This window comes from Streptomyces sp. NPDC039609 (genome assembly GCF_055596705.1).
Map to the genome: position 1 here is coordinate 100,071 of NZ_JBVIUJ010000010.1, position 26,166 is coordinate 126,236.

The following is a 26,166-nucleotide window of genomic DNA, read 5'->3' on the forward strand; positions in this document are numbered from 1 at the left end:
TGGTGCCGACCGGCCCCTCGGGTCCACCCGCCGCTCTCGGTTCCGCCCGCGGCCGAGGAACGGGCGCCGGAACACCTTGCGGGCCGCCGTGGCACCCCGGCGCGCATGAACGTTTCCTGAGAAACGGGACACATGCGGAACGCCGCACCCCCTCCCGCTCGTCCCGCATATGGGATGAACAAGACGATCAGGCGCGCCTCGGTCTTCTCGCTGCTCCTGGTGCTCGCCCTGCTGGGGCGGGCGACCTGGGTGCAGGCGTACGAAGCCAAGGCCCTCGCGGACGACAAGAAGAACCGGCGGAACGTGATGGCGCAGTACGCGCAGCCGCTCGGGAACATCATCGTGGCCGGTTCGCCGGTCACCGGATCGAAGGAGACGGAGGGCAGCGATCTCGCGTACAAGCGCAGCTACACCGACGGCGAGCTCTACGCGGCCGTCACCGGCTACAGCTCGCAGGCCTACGGCGCCACCCAGCTGGAGGGCATCTACTCCGATGTCCTGGACGGCACCGACACCCGGCTGAAGAACCCGCTGGACGCCCTCACCGGCAAGCAGCAGGAGCCCGGTGATGTGCTCACGACCATCGATCCGGCCGTCCAGAAGGCCGCCTACGAGGCGCTCGGCGAGAAGAAGGGCGCGGCCGTCGCCATCGACCCGAAGACCGGGCGGATCCTGGGCATGGTCTCCACGCCCTCGTACGACCCCTCGAAGATCGCCGGCCTGACCGACGGCTCCACCTGGCAGGAGTTGACCACGGACAAGGACAAGCCGCTGGTCAACCGTGCCCTGCGGCAGCCGCTGCCGCCGGGCTCCACGTTCAAGCTGGTCGTCGCGGCGGCCGCGCTGGAGAACGGTCTCTACAGCTCCGTGGACACGAAGACCGACAGTCCGAACCCGTACAGACTTCCCGATTCCACCCGCTATCTGGAGAACGAGAACGCCTCCGCTCCCTGCGAGAACGCCACCATCCGCACCGCGCTCCAGTACTCCTGCAACAACGTCTTCGCCAAGATCGCCGTCGATCTCGGCCAGGACAAGGTGAAGGCGATGGCGGAGAAGTTCGGCTTCGACAACGCCGAGCAGGACGTGCCCGTCCGCGCCTACCCGAGCGTGTACCCGTCCGGCATGGACAGGCCGCAGACCGCGCTCACCGGTATCGGCCAGTTCGATGTGACGGCGACGCCGCTCCAGATCGCCATGGTGTCCGCGGCGATCGCCAACGACGGGGTCATGGCGAAGCCGCACATGGTCTCGAAGGTCGTCGACTCCGACGGCGACACCCTGGAGTCCTTCGAGGACGGGGACACCGAGCGGGTCGTCTCCTCCGCGACGGCGGAGCAGCTGCGCAGCGCGATGGTGACCGTGGTGGACAAGGGCACCGGCACGAACGCGGCCATCTCCGGCGCCGAGGTCGGCGGCAAGACGGGCACCGCCCAGCACGGCGAGAACAACAGCAAGACGCCGTACGCCTGGTTCACCTCCTACGCCAAGGACGCGGACACCGGCAAGGAGGTCGCGGTCGCCGTCCTGATCGAGGACTCCGGGGCCGCGCGCTCGGAGGTCAGCGGCAACAGGCTCGCGGCCCCGGTGGCACAGAAGATGATGAAGGCGGCGCTGAATTAGTGGCCTGACAGTCCCTACCGGTCCAAGGGCCTGGCCATGAACAGGGCGGTCTCGCCCTCGGACTCGGTACCGGTGTAGAGCGTGGTGTCCAGCCCGCAGAGCCGGAATCCCATGCGCCGGTAGGCCCGTACCGCCGGCACGTTGACGCTGGTGACCTCCAGCCAGGCGGTACGGGCCCCGCGCTCGCGGCCATGGGCCAGGGCGCGGCGCATCAGCTCGCCGCCGATGCCCCGGCCGCGGTGGGCGGGGTGGACGGTGACCTGGTGGACCACGAGTCGCCGGTTCCACTCCTCCACGCCGACCGCGATGAACCCGACCGGCGTCCCGTCCGCGTCGACGGCCACGATCTCGTGCACGTCCGCCGCCGCGCCGTCCTCGCCCGCGCCGTCCTCGTCCTCCACCGGGAAGACCTTGACCAGCGGCGGGTCGACGGCGACGAGTCGCAGCCCGAACCCGATGTCCCCGGAGGCGACTTCGTAGACATGCTCCGTGGTGAACGAGTCGTCGAGAGCGGCGAGGGCCGATTGGTCGTTCGGCCCCGCGACGCGGTATGCAAGGTCACTCATGAACCGAGCATAGTTTCGACCCCGCGGAGGACCGCCGTGCGACTGCCCCGTTCCCTGTCCGGCTGGACCATGGCCGTCTTCGGACTCCTCGCCGCGGTGCTGGGGGTGGTGGGTCTTGTGGCGCCCGACGCCCTGCTCACCACCATGGGCTTCGAACCCCTGCCGACGGGGAGCCGCGCGGACGGAGACCACACCCTCGTCTTCCTCACCGCGTCCTCGATGGCCGCGCTCAACATGGGCGTGTACTACGTCCTGGCCGCGCTCGCGGACTGGAAGCCGTTCTTCCGCTGGACGGTTCCCTTCCGGCTCCTCACCTGTGCCGTCTTCACCCTCGCCGTCGTCACCGGCCGCGCCCCGGCCGGCTTCCTCGGCGTCGGCCTGTGGGAGGGCATGGGCGCACTGGTGACGGGGGCGGCCCTGCGCTACGAGAACGGGGCCCGCAAGGGTGTGGTGGCATGAGCCCGCGCCCTTCCGACGATCTGACCGCGGCCTTCGCCCGACTCGGCGGCGAGGAGGACGACAAGGTCTGGAGCGAGCTGTGGGACGACCTGTGTCACCAGGGGTCCGTCTACGAGGACAGCTTCCCCGCCCTGCCGTTCCTGACGGCGATCGCAACGGGGCGCGGCGCCGGTGAGCCGACGGAGGCCGTGCTGATGGCGGGCCTGATCGTCTCGGCGGCGGACGAGGAGCACACGGATCGGTACGCGCGGGAGATCGCCGAACTCCTCCCCGTGTCCCGCGGCCTGCTCGACGCGACGGACGACGTCTCCGCCTTCGTGTACATGCTCCAGTGCGTGCTGGCCTTCGAGGGCGAGCGGGTGTGGAGCGCAGCGCGCCTGGAGGGGCTGATGGAGGAGGAGTACGAGGTGGACTGCCCGCACTGCTCCTCGGACCTCTTCATCGCCTTCGGCGAGCACGGCACCTTCGCCTCGGCCGGCGACTACGTGACGGCGGACCCGGTCACGTCCGCACTTCTGCCCACGGCCCCGGCCGACCTCGACGCGCTCCCCGCGCGCCTGCGCCACATGGCTCTGGAAGCGGGCCACGAGGACGTGGCGCGAGGACTGACCCATCTTTTCGGACGGGCCGTCTGCCCGGATTGCGAGGGCGAGTTCACTGTGTCGGACCAGGTCGAGGAGAGGTACTGATGCGCGATCCACTCGCGGGGCTCGACGCCATCGGCTGGGCGGGGCTGCGGCACGCATACGGATCGGCCGAGGACGTACCCGGAATGCTGCGGGACCTGTACCTGCCGGAGAAGGCCGCCCGGGCCTCCGACGACCTGCGCACCCACGTCCACCACCAGGGCGGCTGCGTCGTGACCTCCGCCGCGCCCGCCGTGCCGTACGTGCTCCGAGCCTCGGCCGACCCGGGCATCGGGCCGGCCGTCCGCCAGGAGTTGGTCGAACTGCTCGGGTCCCTCGCCCACTCGGGCAACACCGCCCAGGCCCGGTTCGTCGACCGGGCCTGGCCCGCCGCCTGGGACCTGGCGGTGACGGGACTTCTCTCTCTGCTCGACGCGCCGGAGGCCGCGATCCGCCAGGCGGCGGCGGACGCCCTCGCCGAGGCCCGTCACCGTGCTGACGAGGTGATCACGGCGCTGCGGGCCCGGTGGGCCGCGGAGCGGGACCCGGGCGTCCGGTACCAACTCGTCGACTCGATCGGCTCGTTGACGCCTCACGCCGACGAGCAGCGGGACGCGTCCCTCGCCTGGCTGCGCGGGCTGACGGACGGCGGGGAGCCGGCGGCCGTCCGCCTCGCCGCCGTGAAGGCGCTGCACACTGCCCAGCGGGGGCAGGCCGACGACGCGTACGCGAAGACCGTGTCCGAGGTCCTGCTGGGCAGCGATCCGGCCACCTGGCAGCCGCACGCCGCACACGCCGAGTGGACCGTGGCGCGCACCGTCGGCCTGCTCGACGCCGACCCGGCGGAGCAGATCACCACGATCCGCGGCCTGTTGGCCCATCCGGACGCGGCCGTGCGGACCGGTGCGCTGAAGGCGGCGGCCGACGCGATGGGCCGGCGGCGATCCGCCGTACCGGCGCTGCTGCCGGCCGTCGCCCCTCTGCTGTCCGACCCCGGGCCCGACCACCGCCTCTTCGCCGCCCGCGTCCTCGGCATGTGCGGGCACGCGGCCCGCCCCTGGGCCGACGCACTGGCGGTCATGGTCACGGACGAGGGCGAGCCCTACCCGCCTGCTCAGGACCACGCCGTCTGGGCGCTGTCCCGGCTCGGGGACGCCCGGTGCGTACCCCCGCTCGCACAGCGGCTCGCCGGGGAGCGGCTGGGGTTCGCGGACCACGGGACCCATGCCGACGGCTGGTGGACGTACGAGCTGAGCCTGGTCGAGACCGCCGGCGGTCTCTCCGCCCACGCGGACGTCCTGCTGCCGCCCCTGCGGTTCCGGCTCGCTGCCGCGTCGACCCTCGGCGAGCGGCGCGCGCTCTGCCAACTCCTGGAGCGCTGGGGTCCCGCGGCGGCTCCCGCCATCCCCGAGCTGCTGCCCCTCCTGGACACCGACTGCGCCGTGTGGGCGCTCGACGCCCTGGCCGCCATCGGTCCCGAGGCCGCGGAGGCCGTGCCCCGGGAGCGGCTGCGGGCCATGCTCCCGGCCCCTTCCGAGGGCTGGTCGTTCGCGGGACCCGCCCTCGCGCTCGCGTACGGACGGCTCACCGGCGACCGGGAGCCGGCGCTCGCACTGCTGCTACCCAAGCTGGGCGAACCGTACGGCCGGGACAACGCCGTCACGCTGCTCGGGGAACTGGGGCCCACGGCAGCGCCGTACGTCCCGCCGCTGCGCGCACTCCTCACCCGGCAGAGGACGAGCTGGCTACCTCTGCGGGTCGGCGAGGCGCTGTGGCGGATCACCGGAGAGACGGACGGGGTCGTCCCCGTTCTCGTCGGGGCGATCGAGCCCTTCGCCGGGGAGGGCGGGAAGGCCACCCGCGCCGTCACCGAGACCATCAGGCTCCTCGGCGAGATCGGCCCTCCCGCCGTCGCCGCCGTCCCGGTCCTGCGTCGCTTTCTCGACGTGGACGAGCGACCGATCAGGCACGGTACCTGGCGCTCGGTGCCGGAGGACGACGAGCTGCGCGACGCCTCCCGCGCCGCGCTGCTCGCCATCTCCCGTACAGATGAAGCTACTTGACGCCGAGCAGCTGCTCGATCGGGTCGATCGCGAAGTAGACGGCGAACAGCGCGGCCGTCCCCCACAGCAGCCAGTGCACCTCGCGCGCCTTGCCGAGGACGGCCTTGATGACGACGTAGGCGAGGAATCCGGCGCCGATGCCGTTGGTGATCGAGTACGTGAAGGGCATGACGGCGATGGTCAGGAAGGCCGGGATGGCGATCTCGTAGCTCGTCCAGTCGATGTGCCGGACCTGGGCCATCAACAGGAAGCCGACGGCGACCAGGGCGGGCGCGGCGGCCTGGGCGGGGACGACGGTGGCAAGCGGGGTGAGGAAGAGGGCCAGGGCGAACAGGCCACCGGTGACGACCGAGGCGAAGCCGGTGCGGGCGCCCTCGCCGACACCGGCCGCCGATTCGATGTAGGAGGTGTTCGAGGAGGCGGAGGCGGCGCCGCCCGCGACGGCGGCGACACCGTCGATGAGGAGGACCCTGCCGAGGTGCGGGACCTTGCCGTTCTCGTCGAGGAGGCCGGCCTCGCTGGAGACGCCGACGACGGTGCCCATGGTGTCGAAGAAGTCGCTGAGCAGCAGGGTGAAGACGAGCAGGACGAGGGTGACGACGCCGATCTGTTCGAAGGCGCCGAGCAGGCTGAAGGAGCCGACGAGCCCGAAGTCGGGCGCTGCGACGATGTCCTCGGGAACGGCCGGGACGGTCAGGCCCCAGGCGGTGGCCGGGATGTCGGCGATCTCGTTGATCACGATCGCGACGAGGGTCATGGCGACGATGGAGAGGAGGATCGCGCCCTTCACCTTGCGGGCCATGAGGGCGACGGTGAGCAGGACGCCGAGACAGAAGACGAGCATGGGCCAGCCGGAGAGGTGGCCGCCCGCGCCGAGTTGGACGGGGACGGTGCCGGTCTCTCCGGGGATGCGGGTCACGAAGCCGGCGTCGATGAAGCCGATGAAGGCGATGAAGAGGCCGATGCCGACGCTGATGGCCTGTTTGAGCGGTTGCGGGATGGCGTGCATGACGGCTTCGCGGAGCCCGGTGACGACCAGGACACAGATGAGGATGCCTTCGAGGACGACGAGCCCCATCGCGTCCTGCCAGCTCATGAGGGGTGCGAGCTGGAAGGCGACGACGGCGTTCAGTCCGAGTCCGGCGGCGACGGCGAGCGGAAGGTTCCCGCCGGCGCCCATCACGACGGTCATGACGGCGGCCACCAGGGCGGTGACGGTGGCCAGTTGGGCTCCACTGAGCGTGTTCCCGAACTTGTCCTCCGCGCTGCCCAGGATGATCGGGTTGAGCACGAGGATGTAGGCCATGGTGAAGAACGTGGCGAAGCCGCCGCGTATCTCCCGGCCGAAGGTCGACCCCCTGGCGCTGATCGCGAAGTACCGGTCGACGGGGTTGGTTCTGGTGTCGAACATGACTCTCCTCGGGACGGCTGGCTGGATTGTGCCCAGCAGCGGGCCCTTTCAGGTGTCCTCGGTGTTACGGAGCCGATCTCGGCGCCTCCTCTAGGGCATCTGCCCGATCCGCGCCCGCCACCTCAGAGGCCACGCTGCCGGGATGAGTGGAACAACGGGTGGGAGAGGAACGGCCGGTCTCTATCTGACCGGCGTCCTGGTCTCCGGCTTCGGCACGACGGCGATGTGGCTGGCGTCGGGGATCTGGGTCAAGTCCCTGACCGGCTCGGACAGTCTGGCGGCGCTGACCGTGTTCGCCCTGTGGGCGCCGGCGCTCGTCGGTCCGTTGCTCGGCACGGTCGCCGACCGGGTGAGGCGGCGACCGCTCATGGTGTGGACGAACCTGGCGATGGCGGCGCTGCTGCCGACGCTGCTGTGGGTCGACGGTGCGGACCAGGTGTGGCTGCTGTTCGCCGTGCTCGTGCTGTACGGGATCCAGGGCACCGTCCATGAGGCGGCGGAGGTCGCGCTGGCCGCGCGTGCGCTCGACAAACGGCTGCTCGGGGACTTCAACGGGCTGCGGATGACGGTGAACGAGAGCGTGAAGCTCATCGCCCCGCTCGCCGCGGCCGGACTCTTCGCCCGCTACGGCGGCGGCCCGGTGGCGCTGCTCGACGCGGCGACGTTCGCGCTGGCCGCGGGCGTGTTCGCGCTGATGCGGGTACGGGAGGAGAAGCCGGTGCGCCCGGTGGCCGCGCACTGGCTCCGCGACACGACCGAGGGCCTGCGCACGATCCTCGCCTCGCCCGTGCTGCGTCCACTCGTCCTGGCCGGCTCGTTCACGATGCTGCTCGCCGGGGTCAACGGGGCGGCGATCTACGCCGTCGTCGACCAGGGGCTCGGCCGTTCGCCCGCGTACGCGGGTGTGCTGTACGCCGTCCAGGGTGCGGGATCGGTCGTCGCGGGACTGGCGGCCGGACCGCTGCTGCGCCGGGTCCCCGAACGCCTGCTGTCCGCCGCCGGGCTTGCGCTGTTCGCGGTGGCCGCGGGCGCCAGGGCGGTCCCGCACGACGGGGTGGCGCTGGTGGCGAGCGCGCTGATCGGAATGGGCCTGCCCTGTGTCCTGGTCGCCGTGATGACGGCGGTGCAGCGGGAGGCCCCGGAGACCGCGGTGGGCCGCGCCGCGGCGACGGCCCACACCATGGTCTTCGTTCCGAACGCGATCGCCCTGGCGGCGGGCGCGGGCCTGGTGGCCCTTGTCGACATCCGGCTGCTGCTGCCGCTGCTGGCGGTCGCCGGGCCGGCCGGGGCGATCGTCCTGGCAACCCGAGGGGCGGCCGCCCGTGCCGACGCCCCGGCGAGGGTGGACGCCTGAGGCGTCCGCCCACCCCTCAGTCCAGCTTCCGCAGCGCCTCCCGTACCGCGGCCAGGTCGGCGTCGGAGGCCAGACCCGCGTGGTAGAGGCGGAGTTCGGTGGCGCCGTCCGCCGCCGCCCGCCGCGCGTCCTCGGCGAGCGTGGCGGGCGAGCCGCCCATGCCCGTCACCACGCCGAAGTTGGCCGCGAGGACGGTGTCCCGGTCCATGTGCGCCGCGAAGGGTGCCACGGTCGCGGACGGGGTGACGACACCGTCCGCGACCGTGAGGACATGGGCCGGGTCGGTGCCGGCGTTCGCGCCGCAGCGGTACGGGTGCGGGTCCGCGTGGAGCAGGACACGGAAGCCGGGCGGGGCGGCCGCCCGTACCGCGGCCACCGCGGACTCCTGGAGCGTGCGGGCGGTCCGTGTGCGCCGGGCGAGCACCGGGGCCTCGAAGCCGTCGAGCGGCCCGGCAGCGCCCCCGGTCCACACCGGCTCCAGCGCGCCCCGCACGGCGGTCGCGAGCGCGTCGGGGTCGACGCCCTCCTCCCCGTACCCCTTCCGGCAGGAAGGGCAGAAGCAGAGGGACATCAGGTACTGCTCACGGTCGCCGAGCGCGACCCCGGCGGTCTTGTCGTGGGCGTGCAGATGCGCGAAGCCGTACCAGCCGCAGGACTCCAGCTCGGTGCCGGCCGCGCCCGGCCGTACCGCCGCCTCCACCGCCAGCTCCACCAGGTGGGAATGTACGTCCGGTCGGGCGATGCAGGGCGCCCAGGGGTAGCGGTCGCCGTAGGCGTTGACCACCGAGGTCTCCGGATGCTCGGCCCCCAGGCGGGAGTTGTGGGCCAGGACCACCCAGCTGTGCACCTCCAGGCCCGCGTCCGCGAGCGCGCCCGCGGCCTCGCCGTAGGCGTCGCCGGGCGCCCAGTCCCCCGCCCCGTACGGCCGCAGCGAGTGCCCCGACCAGCGGGCCCCGTCGGGTGGGTAGAGCACGGCGGCGTGCTCGGCGGTGACGATCCGGTGCCCCGGATGCCGGGGGGTCAGGGCGCGCGTGGAGTGGTAGGCGGAGGCGAGCGTGACGCTCGCGACGCCGAGGTCCGCGAGGAGGCCCGGCGCGGCCGGGTCGCCGATGACGTCCCAGGGGTAGACGAAGGTCCCGGCCCTCACGTGTCGCTCCCCAGCAGTGCCCGGCCGTGCTCGATGATCACGGCGAGTTCCTTCAGATGCTCGGGCGCGGGCTCGCTCAGCGGCGGCCGTACCTCGCCGACGTCCAGTCCGCCCATGCGGACCGCGGCCTTGACGAGGGAGACCGCGTAGCCGCGTCCCTTCGCCCGCAGTTCGACGAGCGGGCGGTAGAAGCCGTCGATGAGCCGCTCCACGGTCGCGTCGTCGCCGGTCGTGAGGGCCCGGTGGAAGGCGAGGGCGATGTCGGGGGCGAAGCAGAAGACGGCGGAGGAGTAGAGCGTGACGCCGATGCCCCGGTAGGCGAGGCCGGTGAGTTCGGCGGTCGGCAGGCCGTTGAAGTAGAGCAGGTCGAGGCCTTCGGCTCGGACGGCACTGACGATCCGCTGCATCAGGTCGAGGTCGCCGAGGCCGTCCTTGAGGCCGATGATCCCCTCGGCGCGGGCGAGGGCCACGGCGGTCTCGGGGGTGAGGATCGCGTTGTCGCGCTGGTAGACGATGACGTCGAGCGAGGTGGCGGCGGCGAGTTCGGTGTAGTGGCGCAGCAGCCCCGCCTGGTCGGCGACGACGAGATACGGGGGCATGGCGAGGAGCCCGTCGGCGCCCGCCTCCTCGGCGAGCCGCGCGTACCGGATCGCGAGCGCGGTGCCGTAGCCGGCGCCGGCGAGGACGGGGACCCGGCCGGCGGACTCCTCCACGGCGGCGGCGACGCAGGCCTGGAACTCCTCGGGCGTGAGGGCGTGGAACTCACCGGTGCCGCAGCAGGCGAAGACCGCGGCCGCGCCCGCCTCGATGCCGTCGCGGACATGGGCGCGGAAGGTGTCGAGGTCGACGGTGCCGTCCGGTCCGAAGGCGGTGACGGGGAAGAACAGCAGGCCGTCCAGCCGGGCGGCGAGCGGGGCTGAGGTCACGGGCGCTCCCAGAGAAGTCCGTCGTGCACCGTCGTGCACAGTTCTGATTGTTGTCCATATTCTTGAACGACTTCACGCTAGAGCAGCCCCGAAGGGGCGGTCAAGGCGCAAACGCGTCTCCAGCGTTCACTCTTGACGGTCCGTGTGCACTCTTGACGCTCGACGAGCCCTCTCCCTACCGTGTCCACGTTTGTGAATCTGATCCACGGACGGAGACCTCTTCGATGCCCACACCCCGTACCGTCCTGCTCACCGGCGCCGCCGGGGGCGTCGGCACGCTGATGCGCGAGCTGCTGCCCGCGTACGGATACGAGCTCCGCCTGCTCGACCTGGCGCCCGTCGACGGCGCACCGGACGCGATCGTCGCCGATGTGACGGACCGCAAGGCGCTGCGCGAGGCCGTCCGAGGGGTCGACGCGATCATCCATCTCGCGGGCATCTCCCTGGAGTCGACCTTCGAGAAGATCCTCGCCGCGAACATCACCGGCCTGCACCACCTCTACGAGGCCGCGCGCGAGGACGGGGTGGGGCGGATCGTCTTCGCCTCCAGCAACCACGCCGTCGGCTTCACCCCGCACCCGCGCGGGGACGAGCCGGTGATCCCCGTCGACACCCCGCACCGGCCGGACACCTTCTACGGACTGTCCAAGTGCTTCGGCGAGGACCTCGCGCAGTTCTACTGGGACCTGCACGGCCTGGAGACCGTCTCCGTCCGGATCGGTTCGTGCTTCCCCGAGCCGACCTCGGTCCGGATGCTGTCGATGTGGCTGAGCCCCGGCGACTGCGCGCGCCTTCTCCACGCGGCGCTCACCGCCGAGAACGTGGGCCACACCGTGGTCTACGGATCGTCCGCCAACACCCGGCTGTGGTGGGACCTCTCCTCGGCCCGGGCGCTCGGTTACGAGCCGCGGGACGACTCGGAGCGGTTCGCCGAGCGGATCATCGCCGAGCAGGGGCTGCCCGTGGAGGGCGATCCGGCGGAGGTGAACCTGGGCGGGCACTTCTGCACCGACCCGCCGCGCTGGCCCTACTAGGGGGAGCGCACCGCGGACGATCTCAGGCCCGGCCGGACTTATGCGGGGGCGCCGGCCGGGGCCCGGGTCACGACGTGCGTTGGCACACGCGACAGAAGGAACGTTACGGCGGCGATACGGACCCCGCGATCCGCTCAGCGCGGCGAGTGTCCGCTCAGCGCGGCGAGCCGACCGCCGCCCTCCCGACGCAGGCCGTCACCCCTCCCGACTCAGGCCGTCCCCCTCCGGACGCGGAGCCGTCACCCCTCCGCGCGCAGGGTCTGCGAGGGCGTCTCGCCGAATCGGGTCCGGTACTGCGCCGCGAACCGCCCGTGATGGGCGAAGCCCCAGCGCCAGGCCACCTCGCTCACGCTCAGCTCGGCCGGCCCCGCGCCCCGCAGCTCCGCATGGACCCGCTCCAGCCGGACCTCGCGGACGTACGCCATCGGTGACATGCCCACGTACTCCCGGAACGACTCCTGGAGCCGGCGCACCCCGACGCGGGCCAGGGTGGCCAGTTCGGTGGTGGTGAATGGGTGCTCGGGACGGTCCCGTACGGCGTCCATCGCGCGCTTGACGGGCGCGGGCCGCAGTGGCTCCACGGGGCGGTCCAGCTCCTCGCGCCAGGAGTGCTCGGCGGCCAGCAGCAGTCCGTTCAGCAGCGCCTCCTGAAGGGGCGCCGCGACCAGCGCGTGATGGGCCAGGCTGTCCCCGGCGAGCGCCTCGCTCGCCACCTGCCGGGCGAAGCGAGCCCAGGCCAGCCCGGGGCCGCGCGAGATGTCCAGACGCGGCTCGAAGGCGAGGGCGCCCCGAGGCGGCCGCCCGAGGAGCCGCTCCAGCCGGTCGTGCAGCGCCGCCGCGCCGATCTTGACCGAGACGGTCCGGCAGTCCCCGCTCCAGCGGTCCAGGAACGTGTCTCCCGAAGGGTCGAGCACGAGCGCGTCGGTCGGCGTCGCGACCACCGGCGCGCCGCCGCCCTGGCGCATCTCCATCGTGCCGCTGAGCGGGGCGTTGACGTGGAACGCCCCGAGCTCGCCGAAGCGCATGCGCACATCCGCCCCGCAGGCCAGGTCACCGATGACCAGGTCCCCCAGGTCGACGGTGTCGAACCGGGCGGCGAAGGGACGCTCGCCCGGTTCGATGACGTCCATGAAGTTGGCGTAGTACCGCGCGTCGATCTCCTGCCGCGCCTCGTCCACGTCCCGCGTTCGAAAAGAGCTCCCACCCACGAGCGGAAAGGATACGAGCCGCTCGAATATTCACATGACGGACCTGCCCGGGAACGGCAGGATGCCCGCCATGCCACAGCCTCATGGATTCAGTTACGAACAGCGTGCCGACGCCACGGTCGTCATCACCCACCACGGGCGCACCGCCGCCACCCTGCGCGGGCCTCGCGCGGAGAAGTTCCTGGCGGAGGTGGTGTCGGGGGACGCCCAGCTCGTCATGGCCCGCTGGACGGGCTCGTACAAGTTCGGCAACGAGCGCATGGCCCGGAACCATCCCCGTAATCAGGGTGGCCGAAGGTAGCGAAGGTAAGGGAACGGCAAAGCGGTCTCGCTCGTTACCCCTGGCATGACCGCTATGACCCCCGGCTCGAACATCCCTCTCTCCGCCGCGCGCGTGGCGGTGGACGTGGCCGCCCCGGTGCGGCTCGACGTCTCGGGCCTCCTGCTCAGCGCCGACGGCAAGGTGCGCTCGGACGACGACTTCATCTTCTACAACCAGCCGTCCGGCCCCGGCGTGGCCTACCGCTCCGGCGGTGGCTCGGCGCCGGACGCGATCGTGGTGGACACCGGCGCGGTGCCGCCCGGCATCGAGAAGATCGTGGTCACCGCGAGCCCCGACGCCGCGGGCCAGACGTTCCAGGGCATCGAGCCCACCGCGACGATCCGCAACGCGGACGACGGCAGCGTCCTCGCCACGTTCACCCCGCCGCAGCTCGGCACGGAGACGGCGCTGGTGGTCGTGGAGATCTATCTCCGCAACGGCGCCTGGAAGGCTCGCGCCGTCGGCCAGGGGTACGCCAACGGGCTCGCCGGCATCGCCACCGACTTCGGCGTCTCGGTCGACGAGGAGCCCGCCGCCGCGGCGCCCCCGACGCCCGTCGCGCCCGTCGCGCCCCCGGTGGCCGCCCCCGTGGACCCGCGGATCGCCGCGCAGACGCCTCCCCCGCCGTCCGCCCCGCCCGCTCCCCCGGCCGCCGCCCCGGTCTCCACCGGGAAGATCAACCTGGACAAGGGCCGGGTCAGCCTCCAGAAGAACCAGACGGTGTCCCTGGTCAAGGGCGGCCGCCCGCTTCTCTCCCAGGTCAAGATGGGCCTCGGCTGGGAGCCCGCGTACCGCGGCAAGGACATCGACCTCGACGCCTCGGTCATCGCGTACGGCCCCCAGCGCAACCACCTGGACAGCTGCTACTTCGGCAAGCTGTCCATCCTGAACGGCGCCATCAAGCACTCCGGCGACAACCTGACCGGTGAGGGCGCGGGCGACGACGAGGTCATCGTGGTCGACCTCGGCCGCCTCCCCGCCGACGCCACGGGCCTGGTCTTCACGGTCAACTCCTTCTCCGGCCAGAAGTTCACCGAGGTCGCCAAGGCGTACTGCCGGCTGATGGACGCGGCTACCGGCGAGGAGCTGGTCCGCTTCGACCTCACCACCGCCGAGCCGCAGACCGGCGTGATGATGGCCAAGCTCATCAAGCAGTTCACCGGTGAGTGGGAGATGACGGCGATGGGCGACTTCGTGAAGTCACGGACGGTCCGCGGGATGGTGAAGCCGGCCGCTCAGGCCCTCTGAACCACCCACGGAGCACAATCCGTGGAAAGGGCCCGCCGGTCGTCCGGCGGGCCCTTCCTCGTACGCGTCGCGGTCAGCGGCGGGGCTGGCGGCGCCACGGGCCGGTGATGGCGACCATGATGCCCGGCTCCTGGATGTTGGCGTAGAGGGTGTCGCCGTCGGGCGAGAAGACGACGCCGGTGAACTCGCTGTCGTTCAGGTCGTTGCGCGCGATGGGGTACGTACGCCCGCGCTCGGTCGCGCCGAAGAGGTGCTGGACGCCCTCGCCGTCCTCGGCGATGACGAGGCCGCCGTACGGGGAGACGGTGATGTTGTCGGGGCCGTCGTAGGCACCGTCCTTGTCCGGGTCGGCGTTGACGCCGAGGAGGACCTGGAGGGTGAGGGTGCGGCGCTTGGGGTCGTAGAACCAGACCTGGCCGTCGTGCGGGGCGCCGGGGCTCTCCTCGCGGGCGTAGGAGGAGACGATGTAGGCGCCTCCGTCGGCCCACCACATGCCCTCCAGCTTGCGGGCGCGGGTGACCTCGTCGGGGCCGAACTGCTCGCGGACCTCGACCTCGCGGCCGTCGCGGTCGGGTACGTCCAGCCAGTCGACGCCATAGACCGTGCCGATCCGGGTGGCGCGGGAGAGGTCGTCGACGAACCGCCCGCCCGAGTCGATGCAGCGGGGTGCCTGGAGGACACCGGCGTCGTCGGCGAGGGTGCGGAGCTTGCCCCGGCCGTGCCGGAACCCCTGCGGCGGCACCCACCGGAAGAAGAGACCGTTGGGCTCGTCCGCGTCCTCGGTGAGGTACGCGTGGCCGCGCTTGGGGTCGATGACGACGGCCTCGTGGTCGTAGCGGCCGAACGCCTTGACGGGTTTGGGGTCGCGGTTGGCGCGGCGGTCGCGCGGGTCGACCTCGAAGACGTAGCCGTGGTCCTTGGTCATGCCGTTCTCGCCGGCGAGGTCGGAGTTCTCCTCGCAGGTGAGCCAGGTGCCCCAGGAGGTGCGGCCGCCCGCGCAGTTGGTGGAGGTGCCGGCGATGCCGACCCACTCGGCGACGGTGCCGTCGCGGTGGATCTCGACGACCGTGCAGCCCCCGGCCGCGGCGGGGTCGTAGACGAGGCCGTCGGTGAGCGGGACCGGGTGGTCCCAGTTGGAGCGGGGGCCCTTGAGCTCGTGGTTGTTCACCAGGAGCGTGGTGCCGCGGGGGCCCTCGAACGTGGCGGTGCCGTCGTGCTTCTCCGGCGTGAACTCGCCGGACTCCAGCTTGGTGCGGCCGCTGTGGGTGATGACGCGGTACGAGAACCCGGCGGGCAGGGCCAGGACGCCGGCGGGGTCCTCGACGAGGGGGCCGTAGCCGAGGCGGTGCCCGTGGCCCCAGGTCTCCAGCTCCTCCGAGGCCGCCAGCGCCTCGGGTGCGGTGGCCAGCGCGCCGACGGCGCCGGTCAGGACGAGCCCGGCGCCGGTGGCGGCGGACTTCTTGGCGAACTCTCTGCGGTCGAGCGGCATGGCGATTCGTCTCCCTGCGGTCACCCGGTGTCGGGGCACACGTTCTCGCCCGCGTATAAACGAGAGTTGAACAGAGAGGCTGTCTTCCATGAACCTGCCGACCGCCGGACGGCGCGTCCTTGTCAGCGGTGCCTCCCGGGGGCTCGGCCGCGCGGTCGCCCAGGCGTTCGCCGCCAACGGCGACCGGGTCGCCGTCCATTACGGCACCCGGGCCGACGAGGCCCGCGAGACCCTGGACTCCCTTGACGGCACCGGCCATGTCCTGACCGGCGGCGACCTCGCGGATCCGGCGGGAGCAGCGGCCGTGGCGGACGCCGCGGCGGACGCGCTGGGTGGGATCGACGTGCTGGTGAACAACGCGGCGGTGAACGTCCGCCACCCGCTCGCGGAGACGCCGTACGAGGAGTGGGTCGCCGTCTGGCAGCGGCATGTGGCCGTGAACCTGCTCGCCACCGCGAATCTGAGCCATCTGGCGGCACGGCGGATGATCGAGCAGGGCGGCGGCGGAAGGATCGTCAACATCGGGTCGCGCGGAGCGTTCCGCGGCGAGCCGGACCACCCGGCCTACGGGGCGACGAAGGCCGCCGTCCATGCGCTGGGCCAGTCGCTGGCGGTCTCCCTGGCCCCGCACGGCATCGGGGTGGCCTCCGTCGCCCCCGGCTTCTTCGCCACCGAACGTGTGGCGCCCCGTCTCACGGGCCCCGAGGGCGACGCGATCCGCGCCCAGAGCCCGTTCGGGCGGGTGGCCGGCCCCGAGGAGATCGCGAACGCGGTCCTCTGGCTCGCCTCCCCGGAGGCCGAATGGTCCTCGGGCACGATCCTGGACCTCAACGGCGCGTCGTACCTGCGTACGTGAGACCGCCGGGCGGCGGAGCCGAGGCCCCGCCGCCCGCGGCGGTCTCGGAGCCGGTGCCCGCGGCGGTCTCGGAGCCGGTGCCCCCGCGTGTCAGTTCCCCGACCGCGACCTCGCCTTGAACGCCGCCTTGCGGGCCTCCTTCGCCGCGCCCTTGTCGCGGTGCAGACGGCCCATCGCCTCCAGGACCTCCGCGGTCGCCGGGTGCTCGACCCGCCACGCCGCGTCGAAGAAGCCGCCGTGCCGGCCCGTCAGGCCCTCGATCAGGTCCCGGAGCTCCTCCAGGTCACCGGCCGCGTCGAGCTGCGCCGCGATCGTGTCGATCGCCAGCCAGAAGATCATCGACTCCGGCGGCGCCGGAACGTCCGACGCACCACGCTCCGCCAGCCAGACCCGGGCGAGCCCGCCCAGTTCCGCGTCGTCCAGCACCTCTCGCACCGCGGGCTCCGCCGCCACGCCCACCAGGGAGAGCGCCTGCTGGCAGTGGAGGCGGCGCAGTGGCGAGCCGGCGTCGACGCCGCGCGCCGCACCGAGCAGCTCGCGTGCGGCGGTCACCTCGTCCCGCCCGGCCAGCCAGCCCACCGTCTCGGCGCGCGCCGCGGCCTCGGGGTAGACGGCGAGCCCGTCGAGGAGCACGTCCGCGCCCTTGTCGGCCAGTTCACCGACGGCCGGCGCGTCCACGCCCGCCTCCAGCATCCGGGCCCGTACGCCGTAGAGTCCGAGCGGGGTCAGCCTGACCATCCCGTACCGGGTGACGTCCTCGTCGTCGACCTCGTCGATCTGCGGGGCGGGCTCCTCGCCCTCCTCGACCATCAGCGCCTCGTCGACGGGCTGGTACTCGACGAGCCCGATCGGCTCCAGGAGACGGAACTGGTCGTCGAGGCGCATCATCGCCTCGGAGACCTGCTCCAGTACGTCGTCGGTCGGCTCGCCCATGTCGTCCGGGACGATCATCGACGCGGCGAGTGCCGGCAGGGGTACCGCGCCCTCGCCCGGGCCGCCCTCGCCGACCGTCAGCAGGTACAGGTTGCCGAGCACGCCCTCCAGGAACTCGGCCTCCTCCTCCGGGTTCCAGTCGAGGAGCTCGAAGTCGATCTCGCCGTCCTCGCCGATGACCTCGGCGAGGTCGTCGAGCACGGGCGCGGTGGCGTCGGCGAACACCACGTCCAGACCGTCGAGCCAGATCCCGAGGATGTCGAGGGGCGCACCGCCGGTGAGGACGGCGAGGTTCGCTCCGGTGCTGACGGTGCCGGGGGTGTCGTCGTCGCCGTCCTCGACGTCCACGAGTCCCGTGTCGACGGCCAGCCGCCACGCCTCGCTCGCGTACGCGGCGCCGTCCTCGTCCGCTTCGAGCCCCAGCACCCCGGCGGCGGCGGGCAGTTGTTCGTCGACGAGCTCCCCGCCCGCGTCGACCAGGGTCTCCGGGCCCGCCCAGCGGGCGAGGCGTGCCGCCCGGGCCAGGAGGGGGGCGGCCAGAGCGGCCCGTGCCAGCTCCGCGTCCGAGTGCAGCTGAACGGGGGGCAGAGTGGGACGGTCCGGTGCCATCTGGGGTCTTCTCCTCGAAGGGCGCGTCGGGGGCGACGGTGCTGGCGAACGGCCTTCAGGGTAGACGCATTTCCCGGGTGGGCCTCCGGTTCACGGAGCCGTCAGCCTTCGTACACCCGTCGACCCTTGACAAGTCCCCCGCTCAGCCAAGAGATTGACGCGCGTAGATACATCGACCGTTTCTCCAAGCGTCTCCGGAGCTCCTTGATGCCTTCCTCCATACCGAGATCCGCGGCTGTGGCCGCCGTCGTATCGGCCGCGCTCGCGGCCGGACTCCTCGCGGGCTCCTCCGCCTCGGCGGAGACCACGGCGGACACAGCCGCCGTCCGCGTCCACGACATCCAGGGCACGACCCGGGTCTCGCCCCTCGTCGGCCAGCAGGTCACCGGCGTCACGGGCATCGTGACCGGTGTCCGGACGTACGGTTCGCGCGGATTCTGGATCCAGGACCCGCAGGCCGACGACAACCCGGCCACCAGCGAGGGCCTCTTCGTCTTCACGAGCTCGGTGCCGACCGTCGCCGTCGGCGACGCGGTCAGCGTGAACGGCACGGTCGGCGAGTACGTCCCCGGCGGCCTGAACTCCGGCAACCAGTCGCTGACGCAGCTCTCCAAGCCCACCGTCACCGTGGTCTCCTCCGGCAACCCGGTCCCGGCTCCCGTGACGATCTCGGCCTGGTCCGTCCCGTCCGCGTACACCCCGGAGGGCGACCCGGCGGCCGGCGGTTCCATCAACGGCCTCACCCTGCAGCCGCAGCGGTACGCCCTGGACTACTACGAGTCGCTGGAGGGCACCAACGTCCGTGTCGGCACCTCGCGCGTGGTGGGCGCCACCGACCCGTACTCCGAGCTGTGGGTCACGGTGAAGCCGTGGGAGAACCGCAACTGGCGCGGCGGCACGGTGTACGGCTCGTACACCTCGCAGAACACCGGCCGGCTCCAGATCCAGTCGCTGACGCCGATCGCGCAGCAGCCCTTCCCCAAGGCGAACGTCGGCGACGTGCTCTCCGGCACGACCGAGGGCCCGCTGGACTTCAACCAGTTCGGCGGCTACACGCTGACCGCGCGCACCCTGGGCACGGTCGTCGACCGCGGCCTGGAGCGCGAGAGCACGGACAGGCAGCACAAGAACGAGCTGGCGGTCGCGACGTACAACGTCGAGAACCTCGACCCGTCCGACCCGCAGGAGAAGTTCGACGCGCTGGCCGCGGCCGTGGTGGACAACCTCGCCTCGCCCGACATCCTCGCCCTGGAGGAGATCCAGGACAACAACGGTGCCAAGAACGACGGTACGGTCGCGGCCGACCAGACGCTGAAGAAGTTCACGGACGCGATCGTGGCCGCGGGCGGCCCGGCGTACGAGTGGCGCTCGGTCGACCCGGAGAACAACAAGGACGGCGGCGAGCCCGGCGGCAACATCCGCCAGGTCTTCCTCTTCAACCCGGAGCGGGTCTCCTTCACCGACCGCACGGGTGGCGACGCGGCGACGGCGACCGGCGTGGTCCGCGGCGCGAAGGGCCGTGCCGCGCTGACCCTCTCCCCCGGCCGGATCGACCCGGCGAACACCGCGTGGGAGAACAGCCGCAAGCCGCTGGCGGGCGAGTTCACCTTCCGTGGCCGTACGGTCTTCGTGATCGCCAACCACTTCGGCTCCAAGGGCGGTGACGAGTCGCTGGTCGCGCACCGCCAGCCGCCGAACCGTTCCTCCGAGGCCAAGCGCCTCCTGCAGGCGCAGTCCGTCAACGCCTTCGTCAAGGACGTCCTCGCGATCGAGAAGAACGCCGATGTCCTGGTCCTCGGCGACATCAACGACTTCGAGTTCTCGGAGACGACGAAGGCGCTGACGGCCGACGGGGCGCTCTACCCGGCCGTGAAGTCGCTGCCGCGCAGCGAGCGCTACTCGTACGTCTTCCAGGGCAACAGCCAGGTTCTCGACCAGATCCTGACGAGCCCGGGAATCGGCCACTTCGAGTACGACAGCGTCCACATCAACGCGGAGTTCGCGGACCAGAACAGCGACCACGACCCGCAGGTGCTGCGCTTCCGCCCGTAGCACCCCCCACCGCACGCCCGCGCCGAGCCTCGGCGCGGGCGTGTTCCGCGTGGTCGGGCGAGCACCCGCCACCCACCGGACGCCCGATGGCCCGTGGAAGACTGCCCCGTGTGATCCTTCGCCCCGCCACCCGCGCCGAACTGCCCGCCGTCCTCGCGCTTCTCGCCGACGAGGAGACGGCCGTGGACCCCGCCTCGGTCGTCGTCACGCCGGCGTACGAGCGGGCCTTCGCGGACATCGAGGGCGACCCCCGCAACGAATTGCTGGTGCTCGTCGACGGGGAACTGGTCGTGGGGTGTCTGCAGGCGACGTACATTCCCGGTCTCGGGAAGGGCGGGGCCGAGCGGGCGCTGATCGAGGCCGTGCGGGTCCGGGCGGACCGGCGTGGCGGTGGGCTCGGCCGGGAGCTGATGGGGCGCGCGGTGGAGCGGGCTCGCGCACGGGGCTGCGCGCTCGTCCAGCTGACCAGCAACAAGGAACGGACCGAGGCCCACCGTTTCTACGCCTCGCTGGGCTTCGCGCGCAGCCACGACGGCTTCAAGCTCGCGCTCCAGGGCCTGACCGACCCTCATTCGCCGGACAGGCCCTAGCCGAGCGGGTGGCCTCCGCCGTCGACGAGCAGGACCTCGCCGGTGATGTACGAGGCGTTGGTGAGGTCGAAGACGGCGCGAGCGATGTCCTCGGGCTCTCCCACCCGCCGTAGCGGCACCGCACCCGCCACATGGGCCTTGGCCTCGTCCGCGCCCTCGACCCCGTCGAACCAGGGGGTGTCGATGAAGCCCGGGGCGACCGCGTTGACCCGGACGTCCGGGCCGAGCGTCTTGGCGAGCAGCTTCGTCATGTGGTTGACGGCCGCCTTGGAGACCGCGTACGGGATGGAGCTGCCGCCGGGGCGGACGCCGGCCTGCGAGGAGATGGTCACTACGCTGCCCGCGCCGTTCGCCCGAAGGTGGGGGACGGCGGCGGTGATGGTCTGCCAGACCCCGATGACGTTGACGTCGTAGAGGTGCCGCCAGACGTCGGGCGAGGCCGCGTCGAGGTCGTCGTGCGGGATGAACCTCGTGGTGCCCGCGCAGTTGACCAGGATGTCCAGCCGCCCGTACGCCTCCACCGCGGCAGCGACGAGAGCCGTCGCCTGGGCCTCGTCGGAGACGTCGGCCTGGACGTAGACGGCGTCGGGCAGTTCGGCTGCGAGGGCCTTGCCGGCGTCCACGGACCGCGCGGAGTTGACGACGACCCGGATCCCCGAGTCGGCGAGGCGACGGGCGACGGAGGCGCCGATGCCCGAGGACGAGCCGGTGACCAGGGCGACACGTTGTTCGCTCATGATGTTCTCTCTCCATGTCCTCCTGTCGCGCAGGGAGATCATGTCAGAGACCCATCCTTCAGGGATGCTTACCCCTCACCCCAAGAAGAACTAAGTGGACCTTCAGCATCGCGCCCCGCAGAATCTCTTGATGAGCACTGAACGCCCCTTCGGCCGGGCCCTCTGCGCGATGATCACGCCCTTCACCGCCTCCGGCGAGCTGGATCTCGACGTCGCCCGCGAGCACGCCGCCCATCTGGTGTCCGAGGGCTGCGACGGTCTCGTCCTCAACGGCACCACCGGTGAGTCCCCCACCACCACGGACGCCGAGAAGGCGACCCTGATCCAGGCCGTCCGCGAGGCCGTCGGCCCCGGCCCTTCGGTCCTCGCGGGCGTCGGCACCTCCGACACCCGGCACACGGTCGAGCTGGCGCGCCAGGCCGAGAAGGCGGGCGCGGACGGACTCCTGGTCGTCACCCCGTACTACAGCCGCCCTCCGCAGGACGCCGTCGAGGCGCACTTCCTCAGGGTCGCGGACGCGACCGATCTGCCGGTCATGCTCTACGACATCCCCGGCCGCACCGGCACCCGGATCGAGCCGGAGACGATGTTGCGGCTGGCCGCCCACCCGAGGATCGTCGCGGTCAAGGACTGCGCCTACGACCTGCTCGGCTCCACCAAGGTGATTGCCCGGACGTCCCTCGCGTACTACTCCGGCTCCGAGGAGCTCAACCTCCCGCTGTACGCGGTGGGCGGCGCCGGCTACGTCAGCACGGTGGCCAATGTCGCGCCGCGTCAGATGCGAGCCGTCCTCGACGCCTTCGACGCGGGGGACACGGCCGGAGCGACCCGGCTCAACGCGCTCACCATGCCGCTCTCCGAGCTGATGATGGCCTCCGGCCTGCCGGGCACGGTGACGGCGAAGGCGCTCCTCGGCGACTTCGTCCGGGAACCGCTGCAGCCCGCCGACCTGGAGACGGTCGACGGGCTGCGGGCGGCGTACGAGGATCTGGTTCAGTCGAACACGTAGGTGGTGCCGAAGAGCGCCGCGTGCTCGAGGACGTCCTCCAGCGGGTCGTCGATCTGACCGGTGTGGAGGGTGAGGCTGGGCCCGTTCGAGACGTACGGGCCGTTGTGCGTCCGCGTGTGCGTCTCGTCCGCGGAGGCGGCCGCGGCCGGAAGGAGCACCGCCGCCACGGTCAGCGCTCCGACGATGGTGGGCCTCGTCCTCATGTCGACTCCTCGCCTTGTCTGCTCGTGTGACTCAACGTCGTACCGTTAACGCAGCGTCACACGAGCAGGTCACGACTCAGTTGTGACTGTGGAGGATCTCGTTGAGCCCTCCCCACACCGCGTTGTTCGGGCGGGCCTCGACGGCTCCGGTCACCGAGTTGCGGCGGAAGAGGATGTTGTCGCCCCCGGAGAGCTCACGGGCCTTGACGATCGCGCCGTCCGGCATCGTGACGCGCGTACCGGCGGTGACGTACAGACCGGCCTCGACGACGCACTCGTCGCCGAGCGCGATGCCGACGCCCGCCTCGGCGCCGATCAGGCAGCGCTCGCCGATGGAGATGATGACGTTGCCGCCGCCGGAGAGGGTGCCCATGGTGGAGGCGCCGCCACCGATGTCGGACCCGTCACCGACCACGACGCCCGCGGAGATGCGGCCCTCGACCATCGAGGTGCCCAGCGTGCCGGCGTTGAAGTTGACGAATCCCTCGTGCATGACGGTCGTACCGGCGGCGAGGTGCGCGCCGAGGCGGACGCGGTCGGCGTCGGCGATGCGGACGCCGGCGGGGACGACGTAGTCGGTCATCCGCGGGAACTTGTCGATGGAGGTCACCTGGAGGTGCAGGCCCTCCGCGCGCGCGTTGAGACGGACCTTCTCGATGTCGTCGACGGCGACCGGGCCGAGCGAGGTCCAGGCGACGTTGGCGAGCAGGCCGAAGACGCCGTCGAGGCTCTGGCCGTGCGGCTTGACGAGCCGGTGGCTCAGCAGGTGCAGGCGCAGGTACGCGTCGTGGGCGTCGAGCGGCTTGTCGTCGAGCGAGGAGATGACGGTGCGGACGGCGACCACCTCGACGCCACGGCGGGCGTCCACGCCGAGGGCCTTGGCGGCGCCCTCACCGAGGGCGTTGACGGCGGCGTCGGGGGTGAGCCGCTCGGTTCCGGCGGGCCCGGGCGCGTCGGTCAGCTCGGGGGCGGGGAACCAGGTGTCGAGAACGGTGCCGTCACCGGCGATGGTGGCGAGGCCGGCGGCGACGGCGCCGGTGGTGCGAGGAGCAGTGGTCATGCGGAAAACCTAACGTTCGGGGCCCCGCGCGGGCCAACCGGTCTCAGGTGTCGGTCGAGCCGCCTGGCGGAACCGACAACCCCTGCGCCACGCCCCTCGTCGGATCACCCGGCCGCGGTCGGAGACCACGCCCCGCCGAAACCGGCCGGGACCGGCCACGCCGAGTGGCGGATCACCCCGCCCCCCGCCGCTCGGCCCGAGGGGGCCGGCCGGCCCCCTCGGCGCCGCCTCCGGGCGCGGCGCCCTTCTCCCGCCCCTCCGGCAGGAGGCGCGCCAGCATCTCGCGCGCATACCCCTCGTCGTACGTCCCGTTCGTCAGCAGGACCTGGAGGCAGATGCCGTCCATGAGGGCGACCAGGGCGCGGGCGGTCACCGGGTCCGTCCGCCGGGAGAGGACCTCGGCGACGGCGTCCGTCCACTCCGCCGCGACCGGTCGCAGCGCGGGGCGGCGCAGGGCGGCGAGGTAGAGCTCGTACTCCAGCTCCACCCCGGCCCGTTCCCCGGCGATCCACTCCCCCATGTGCCGGGCGAGCTCGCCCGCGAGGTCGGTCCCGGGGTCGGCCAGCGCGCCGCTCTCGCGCAGTTCCCGCCCGAACCCCTCGTTGGCCTGCCGGAGCGCGGCGACGAGCAGTTCGTCGAGGGAGGCGAAGTGGTACGTCGTGGAGCCGAGCGGGACGTCGGCCTCCGCGGCGACCGTACGGTGGCTCAGCCCCTCGATGCCACGGGCGCCGACCACCCGCAACGCGGCGTCGACGATCCGCTGCCGCCGCTCGGGATCGTGACGGCGGGGGCGGGCCATCAGTGCGCTCCGCCCATGTTGAGCACGAGGACCCCCGCGATGATCAGGAGCACTCCGGCGACCTTGGCGACGCTGAGGGTCTCGTTCATGAAGAGGATGCCGATGACGGCGACCGCCGCGGTGCCCACGCCGGACCAGATCGCGTACGCGGTGCCGACCTGGAGGGTCTTGAGCGCCTGGGCGAGCAGCGCGAAGGCGATCACATAGCCCGTCGCCGTGACGATCGAGGGCCAGATCTTCGAGAAGCCCTCGCTGTACTTCATGGAGACCGTGGCGACGATCTCCGCGGTGATGGCTCCCGCCAGCAGTCCGTATCCCATGCGTACGAGTGTACATAACGATATGTACGGGCGTACACAACCGCTCCGGCTACGGTGTGCGCATGACATACGCCCCGGGGCCGTACGACTACGGCTACGCTCCCCCGCCGCCTCCGCCGCAGCCCGGCGTGATACCCCTCGCGCCGCTGAGTCTCAGCCAGCTCCTGACCGGCGCCTTCACCACCATCGGGCGTTACTGGAAGCAGCTGTTCGGTGTCGCCGCGGTCGCGTACGGCGGGGCCCTGCTGCTGGCCGCCGCGGCCCTCGGCATCGGGTTCGCCCTGGTCTCCGACCATCTGCCCGGGATCTTCGATCTGCCGCGCGGACAGGACCCCAGCTGGGAGGACGGCCGGCCGCTGCTGATCGCCTTCGGCTGTGTGTGGCTGATCGCCATGGTCGCGATGCTGGTCGCGAGCGCCGTCGTCTACGCGGCGTGCCCGGCGGTCCTCCAGGAGGCGGTCCTCGGCCGTCGCACGACCTTCGGCACGGTCTGGCGCCGCGCGTGGTCGCGGATGCCCGCGGTGGTGGGCACGGTCATCCTGACCACGCTGATCATCATGGTCCCCATCGCCCTCTTCATGCTGGCCATGGTCGGCTTCATGGTGGCCCTCTTCTCGGCCGCGTCGAACGCGAGCACCGGTTCGGGCTCGACGGACATCTCGCCCGGCCTGAGCGTCGTCGCCTTCCTCGTCGCCCTGGCGGTCATGCCGCTGGCCACCTGGATCTGGGTGAAGCTCAGCCTGGCGCCCTCCGTCGCGGTCTTCGAGGGGCAGGGCGCGGTGGCCTCGATGCGCCGCTCCAGCCGGCTGGTCAGCGGTTCGTGGTGGCGGATCTTCGGCGCGCTGCTGGTCGCGGGCATCCTGGCCGCGGTGGCGAACTGGCTGATCCAGCAGGTCCTCGGCCTGCTGGTCACTCTCCCCGGCACGTTCACGGAGCCGTCCGGCGCGGACTCCGCCAGCGAGGTACTGCTGGCCTTCGTACCGGTCCTGGTGATCGTCGTCCTCGGCTCGATGGTGGCGCAGGCCGTCTGCTCGGTCTTCCCGCCCCTGGTCACCGGTCTCGTCTACGTCGACCAGCGCATCCGCAAGGAGAACCTCGCCCCGGCCCTCGTCGAGGCGGCGGCCGAGCCGCCTCCGTTCAGTCGGTGAGGGATTTCTTCGGGCGCAGCACGCAGAACTCGTTCCCCTCGGGGTCGGCGAGGACGACCCAGGTGACGTCCTCACCCTGACCGACGTCGACGCGCCGGGCCCCGAGGCCGAGGATCCTCTCGACCTCGGCGTCCCGGTCGTCGGGCGTCAGGTCGATGTGCAGCCGGTTCTTGACGGACTTGGTCTCGGACACGGGAACGAAGCACATCCCCGGCATGGCGGTGGCGTCGGCACCGATGACGATCTCGTCCTCTGCCTCGAAGAGGATCTGCCAGTCCAGCACCTGCGACCAGAACCGGGCCTGGGCGGGCAGGTCGTGGGAGTCGACGGTGAGTTGATACATGCGAACGGCCATGCCCGCCAGTCTGCCTGGC

General features: G+C 71.9%; 26 protein-coding genes. 13 read left to right on the top strand and 13 right to left on the bottom strand.

The genetic code is table 11. The annotated features are described in order from the left end of the window. Positions 1-174: 174 nt before the first annotated feature. A complete protein-coding gene (locus ACZ561_RS28115; RefSeq protein WP_470999980.1) occupies positions 175-1,623 on the top strand; it encodes a peptidoglycan D,D-transpeptidase FtsI family protein in 1,449 nt (482 codons plus the stop codon). A 14-nt stretch (positions 1,624-1,637) separates the two neighbouring features. Here ACZ561_RS28115 and ACZ561_RS28120 read toward each other — a convergent pair whose 3' ends face one another. Further along, positions 1,638-2,189 carry a GNAT family N-acetyltransferase gene (locus ACZ561_RS28120; protein WP_470999982.1) on the bottom strand — a complete coding sequence of 184 codons (552 nt, stop codon included), beginning with the start codon at positions 2,187-2,189 and terminating at the stop codon, positions 1,638-1,640. Between the two features lie 69 nt (positions 2,190-2,258). Between ACZ561_RS28120 and ACZ561_RS28125 the strand changes: the two genes are divergently transcribed. Genes ACZ561_RS28125 through ACZ561_RS28135 form a run of 3 tightly spaced genes read left to right on the top strand, consistent with a single transcriptional unit; the run spans position 2,259 to position 5,337 of the window. Beyond that, on the top strand, positions 2,259-2,648 hold the full coding sequence (locus ACZ561_RS28125) for a hypothetical protein (protein WP_471000391.1): 390 nt from the start codon (positions 2,259-2,261) through the stop codon (positions 2,646-2,648). Continuing rightward, the gene (locus tag ACZ561_RS28130; RefSeq protein WP_470999984.1) at positions 2,645-3,337 is read left to right on the top strand and encodes a hypothetical protein; all 693 of its coding nucleotides are present in this window, start codon (positions 2,645-2,647) and stop codon (positions 3,335-3,337) included. Before ACZ561_RS28125 ends, ACZ561_RS28130 begins: the two co-directional genes overlap by 4 nt. Beyond that, positions 3,337-5,337 carry a HEAT repeat domain-containing protein gene (locus ACZ561_RS28135; RefSeq protein WP_470999986.1) on the top strand — a complete coding sequence of 667 codons (2,001 nt, stop codon included), beginning with the start codon at positions 3,337-3,339 and terminating at the stop codon, positions 5,335-5,337. Before ACZ561_RS28130 ends, ACZ561_RS28135 begins: the two co-directional genes overlap by 1 nt. Here the strand turns inward: ACZ561_RS28135 and ACZ561_RS28140 are convergent. Then, positions 5,330-6,748: an NCS2 family permease gene (locus tag ACZ561_RS28140; RefSeq protein WP_470999988.1), complete on the bottom strand. Its 1,419-nt coding sequence runs from the start codon at positions 6,746-6,748 to the stop codon at positions 5,330-5,332. The two genes, ACZ561_RS28135 and ACZ561_RS28140, sit on opposite strands and share 8 nt — an antisense overlap. Before the next feature lie 142 nt (positions 6,749-6,890). Here ACZ561_RS28140 and ACZ561_RS28145 point away from each other — a divergent pair, with 142 nt between their 5' ends. After that, positions 6,891-8,102, top strand: coding sequence for an MFS transporter (locus ACZ561_RS28145; RefSeq protein ID WP_470999990.1), 1,212 nt, complete (start codon positions 6,891-6,893; stop codon positions 8,100-8,102). 16 nt (positions 8,103-8,118) lie between these two features. Here ACZ561_RS28145 and ACZ561_RS28150 read toward each other — a convergent pair whose 3' ends face one another. Next, complete coding sequence (locus ACZ561_RS28150; protein WP_470999992.1) at positions 8,119-9,249, bottom strand: hypothetical protein; 1,131 nt, start codon at positions 9,247-9,249, stop codon at positions 8,119-8,121. Beyond that, on the bottom strand, positions 9,246-10,175 hold the full coding sequence (locus tag ACZ561_RS28155) for a 5-dehydro-4-deoxyglucarate dehydratase (protein WP_470999994.1): 930 nt from the start codon (positions 10,173-10,175) through the stop codon (positions 9,246-9,248). Before ACZ561_RS28155 ends, ACZ561_RS28150 begins: the two co-directional genes overlap by 4 nt. Positions 10,176-10,399: 224 nt before the next feature. On the opposite strand from ACZ561_RS28155, the gene ACZ561_RS28160 reads away from it, so the two are divergent. Then, complete coding sequence (locus ACZ561_RS28160; protein ID WP_470999996.1) at positions 10,400-11,209, top strand: NAD-dependent epimerase/dehydratase family protein; 810 nt, start codon at positions 10,400-10,402, stop codon at positions 11,207-11,209. Positions 11,210-11,448: 239 nt separating this feature from the next. Here ACZ561_RS28160 and ACZ561_RS28165 read toward each other — a convergent pair whose 3' ends face one another. Beyond that, entirely contained in the window at positions 11,449-12,387 is a 939-nt protein-coding gene (locus ACZ561_RS28165) for an AraC family transcriptional regulator (protein ID WP_470999998.1), read from the bottom strand. A gap of 100 nt (positions 12,388-12,487) precedes the next feature. Here ACZ561_RS28165 and ACZ561_RS28170 point away from each other — a divergent pair, with 100 nt between their 5' ends. Beyond that, positions 12,488-12,718, top strand: coding sequence for a hypothetical protein (locus tag ACZ561_RS28170; protein WP_376438640.1), 231 nt, complete (start codon positions 12,488-12,490; stop codon positions 12,716-12,718). Positions 12,719-12,763: 45 nt separating this feature from the next. Beyond that, positions 12,764-13,987 (top strand): TerD family protein, encoded by a 1,224-nt coding sequence (locus ACZ561_RS28175; protein ID WP_471000000.1) that lies wholly within the window; start codon positions 12,764-12,766, stop codon positions 13,985-13,987. A 73-nt stretch (positions 13,988-14,060) separates the two neighbouring features. Here ACZ561_RS28175 and ACZ561_RS28180 read toward each other — a convergent pair whose 3' ends face one another. Beyond that, the gene (locus ACZ561_RS28180) at positions 14,061-15,476 is read right to left on the bottom strand and encodes an alkaline phosphatase PhoX (RefSeq protein WP_471000002.1); all 1,416 of its coding nucleotides are present in this window, start codon (positions 15,474-15,476) and stop codon (positions 14,061-14,063) included. A gap of 88 nt (positions 15,477-15,564) precedes the next feature. On the opposite strand from ACZ561_RS28180, the gene ACZ561_RS28185 reads away from it, so the two are divergent. Continuing rightward, a complete protein-coding gene (locus ACZ561_RS28185) occupies positions 15,565-16,332 on the top strand; it encodes an SDR family NAD(P)-dependent oxidoreductase (RefSeq protein ID WP_471000004.1) in 768 nt (255 codons plus the stop codon). A gap of 90 nt (positions 16,333-16,422) precedes the next feature. Here ACZ561_RS28185 and ACZ561_RS28190 read toward each other — a convergent pair whose 3' ends face one another. After that, the gene (locus ACZ561_RS28190; protein ID WP_471000006.1) at positions 16,423-17,874 is read right to left on the bottom strand and encodes a hypothetical protein; all 1,452 of its coding nucleotides are present in this window, start codon (positions 17,872-17,874) and stop codon (positions 16,423-16,425) included. 207 nt (positions 17,875-18,081) lie between these two features. Here ACZ561_RS28190 and ACZ561_RS28195 point away from each other — a divergent pair, with 207 nt between their 5' ends. Then, positions 18,082-19,926 (top strand): endonuclease/exonuclease/phosphatase family protein, encoded by a 1,845-nt coding sequence (locus ACZ561_RS28195; RefSeq protein WP_471000008.1) that lies wholly within the window; start codon positions 18,082-18,084, stop codon positions 19,924-19,926. Between the two features lie 110 nt (positions 19,927-20,036). Next, entirely contained in the window at positions 20,037-20,516 is a 480-nt protein-coding gene (locus tag ACZ561_RS28200) for a GNAT family N-acetyltransferase (protein ID WP_471000010.1), read from the top strand. Here the strand turns inward: ACZ561_RS28200 and ACZ561_RS28205 are convergent. Further along, positions 20,513-21,253, bottom strand: coding sequence for an SDR family NAD(P)-dependent oxidoreductase (locus ACZ561_RS28205; RefSeq protein WP_471000012.1), 741 nt, complete (start codon positions 21,251-21,253; stop codon positions 20,513-20,515). The genes ACZ561_RS28200 and ACZ561_RS28205 overlap by 4 nt on opposite strands. Before the next feature lie 130 nt (positions 21,254-21,383). Between ACZ561_RS28205 and dapA the strand changes: the two genes are divergently transcribed. Further along, positions 21,384-22,262 carry a 4-hydroxy-tetrahydrodipicolinate synthase gene (gene dapA / locus ACZ561_RS28210; protein ID WP_471000014.1) on the top strand — a complete coding sequence of 293 codons (879 nt, stop codon included), beginning with the start codon at positions 21,384-21,386 and terminating at the stop codon, positions 22,260-22,262. Here dapA and ACZ561_RS28215 read toward each other — a convergent pair. The 4 genes from ACZ561_RS28215 to ACZ561_RS28230 all read right to left on the bottom strand — a co-directional run bounded on the left by ACZ561_RS28215 (position 22,247) and on the right by ACZ561_RS28230 (position 24,644). Then, positions 22,247-22,465, bottom strand: a complete 219-nt coding sequence (locus ACZ561_RS28215; protein WP_361592687.1) for a hypothetical protein — start codon at positions 22,463-22,465, stop codon at positions 22,247-22,249. The genes dapA and ACZ561_RS28215 overlap by 16 nt on opposite strands. Before the next feature lie 76 nt (positions 22,466-22,541). Next, on the bottom strand, positions 22,542-23,525 hold the full coding sequence (dapD, locus tag ACZ561_RS28220; RefSeq protein ID WP_471000016.1) for a 2,3,4,5-tetrahydropyridine-2,6-dicarboxylate N-succinyltransferase: 984 nt from the start codon (positions 23,523-23,525) through the stop codon (positions 22,542-22,544). A gap of 172 nt (positions 23,526-23,697) precedes the next feature. Next, a complete protein-coding gene (locus ACZ561_RS28225; RefSeq protein WP_471000018.1) occupies positions 23,698-24,324 on the bottom strand; it encodes a TetR/AcrR family transcriptional regulator in 627 nt (208 codons plus the stop codon). Then, entirely contained in the window at positions 24,324-24,644 is a 321-nt protein-coding gene (locus tag ACZ561_RS28230) for a DMT family transporter (protein ID WP_471000020.1), read from the bottom strand. Before ACZ561_RS28230 ends, ACZ561_RS28225 begins: the two co-directional genes overlap by 1 nt. A gap of 62 nt (positions 24,645-24,706) precedes the next feature. On the opposite strand from ACZ561_RS28230, the gene ACZ561_RS28235 reads away from it, so the two are divergent. After that, positions 24,707-25,792: a DUF7847 domain-containing protein gene (locus ACZ561_RS28235; protein WP_471000022.1), complete on the top strand. Its 1,086-nt coding sequence runs from the start codon at positions 24,707-24,709 to the stop codon at positions 25,790-25,792. On the opposite strand, the gene ACZ561_RS28240 is transcribed toward ACZ561_RS28235, so the two are convergent. Then, positions 25,782-26,147 carry a VOC family protein gene (locus tag ACZ561_RS28240; protein WP_471000024.1) on the bottom strand — a complete coding sequence of 122 codons (366 nt, stop codon included), beginning with the start codon at positions 26,145-26,147 and terminating at the stop codon, positions 25,782-25,784. The genes ACZ561_RS28235 and ACZ561_RS28240 overlap by 11 nt on opposite strands. Between the last annotated feature and the right edge of the window lie 19 nt (positions 26,148-26,166).